Origin of the sequence: Streptomyces sp. NPDC057654 (assembly GCF_042800135.1) — a bacterium.
Taxonomy (GTDB): Bacteria; Actinomycetota; Actinomycetes; order Streptomycetales; family Streptomycetaceae; genus Streptomyces.
This window is the reverse complement of record NZ_JBHVHQ010001182.1, coordinates 1-2039: the sequence shown is the minus strand read 5'-3', so window position 1 is coordinate 2039 and position 2039 is coordinate 1. Positions and strand designations below refer to the sequence as shown.

General features: G+C 70.3%; 2 protein-coding genes. Both read right to left on the bottom strand.

Features of this window, described 5'->3' with window-relative positions; all coding sequences use genetic code 11:
* A partial coding sequence (locus tag ACFU99_RS41800) for a hypothetical protein (protein ID WP_384403514.1) occupies window positions 1-197 on the bottom strand: 197 nt, incomplete at its 3' end.
* A 205-nt stretch (window positions 198-402) separates the two neighbouring features.
* Window positions 403-1665, bottom strand: coding sequence for a nitrate/nitrite transporter (locus tag ACFU99_RS41795; protein WP_384403511.1), 1263 nt, complete (start codon window positions 1663-1665; stop codon window positions 403-405).
* Between the last annotated feature and the right edge of the window lie 374 nt (window positions 1666-2039).

Below are 2039 nucleotides of genomic sequence, written 5' to 3'. Positions count from 1 at the left end.
GTTATGATCTTGGCTTCTTTGCGCTGCGTTTTCCGGCCGCCCATGCCGGCCGGCCAGGTGGGAAATGCGAAACCGGCCTCCGCGAGCAGCCGCCACCATTGCCCGAGCAACAGGTCGACCTGCCAGTTTCCCTTGAGCCAGGTCCGTACTTCGGCGCGCACTTCGTCCAAGAGAGCGGAATTCTGGCCCTGGAACACGTGTCCCCACCTCCGGGCGGCGTCGCCGCGCGACGCTGAATGATCACTCAATCCCGTGGTCAACCGCGTTCAGCATACTCACGCACGGCCGGGTGACAATGGCGATCTTATCGATTTGGCTCATATCCGTCGGCGGCATAATCGGGAATTGATCAGTTGCCCGGCGCCGGACCGCTGAACTGCGTTGTCCTTCCCGGCGCCGGGATCAGGCGGGGAGCCGCCGCACGGAAACGCGCAGCAGTACGGTCCCCGCCACGCACACCAGCAGCACCGTGGGCACCACGGCCCACCAGCCGTCCGCCGCGAGCACCGCGAAACTGGCCACCGGGGGTCCGGCCAGCGAACCCACGCTGCCGACCTGGGCCACGAGGCCGTTGGTGATGCCGATGTCGGCGGGGGTGGAGACGACGGCCGGAATCGTGGCGAACACGGCGGCCACCACCATCTCGTTGGCGATGGCCACGATCATCGCTCCGACCGCGCTCAGGGTGACGCCCGCCGAGCTGAGGAACGCGACGGCCGTGCCGAGCGGCATCAGCAGCGAGGCGGTGAAGACCCTGCGCACGGGCACGCCGCGGCGCAGCAGCCAGCCGCTGAGGAAGCCGCCGACCGTGCCGACCAGCGAGACGCCGCCGGTCAGGGTCCCGGCCTCAGCCGTGGAGACGGACAGTTCCTCGTGCAGATAGGTGGGGAGCAGGGAGACGACGGCGACGATCGACCCGCTGGCGGTGGCGAAGCCCAGGGAGAGCAGCAGCGGCCGGGTGAGCCTGCGGATCCGCCGCTCCCCCGCCGCCCCGGGCCGGTTCGCGGCGCTTTCGCCCGCCGCCGCGCTCTCGGCGCCGTCCGCCTCGATACGGGCGGGCCGGGCGAGGACGACCGCGGCCACGGCGCCCATCGCCAGGAGCGCGACCGCGGCGACGGCCAGCCAGGTCCGCCAGCTGAACCAGGCGGAGAGCAGGCCGCCGGCGAAGAGCCCCAGTGCCAGGCCGACGGGGAAGAAGGTGCCCCACACGGCGAGCGCGGTGATGCGCCGGATGCCGCCGCCCATGGAGATGATCACCGCGGGCGCGGCGACGACCACGGCCACGTAACCGAGGCTCTCCGCCAGCCGCGTCGCCATCATCGAGCCGAAGCCGCCGGTCCGCGAGCCGAGGAAGCCGGCGACGCCCATGACGAGGCAGCCGGCGACCAGGGCCCAACGGAGCGAGAAGCGCACCAGGAGGTAGCTCATCGGGATGCCGAACAGCGCGGCGACGGCGGTCGTGGCGGAGGTGACCAGCGACATCTGGTCGAGGGAGAGCCCCAGCGCGCCCCGCAGCTGCACGGCGATGGGGGCCATCTTGCCGAGGCTCATGGCCGCGAGAATCCCGCAGCAGTAGACGAGCGCGAACCGCGACCAAAAGCTTGTCGGGGCCGGCCCCGCCGGTAATACTCTTTGCGGAGTATCCGATTTCTTCTCTACGTCCAAGGCGGCGCGGCTCCTCCTTCGGCGAACCGGTTCATTTCCCGTTCGCGGCCAGCTCGTTGGAGCGTATGGGAGCGCTACCCCGACAGCAAGGGGACACCTCGGGCAGCCACGCGCCGGGGTCCGGCGGCCGTGTTTCCCGGGTTGACGGCCGCCACCGACTTGCCGCTACCTTGACGGAGGGCAATCCGCCCGGCCGCCGCACGGCCCGTCCGGCGCACGGCCGGCCGCCTGCCGACCAGCTGCTGTTGACACAGGAGAGGTCATTCGAATGCCGAGCAGTCAGACCGGCTTACCGCTCAAATACGGATTGAACCCCCAGCAGGCGCGGGCCATGGTGACAATGCCGGACGGCGGCCCCTTGCCGTTCTCCGTAT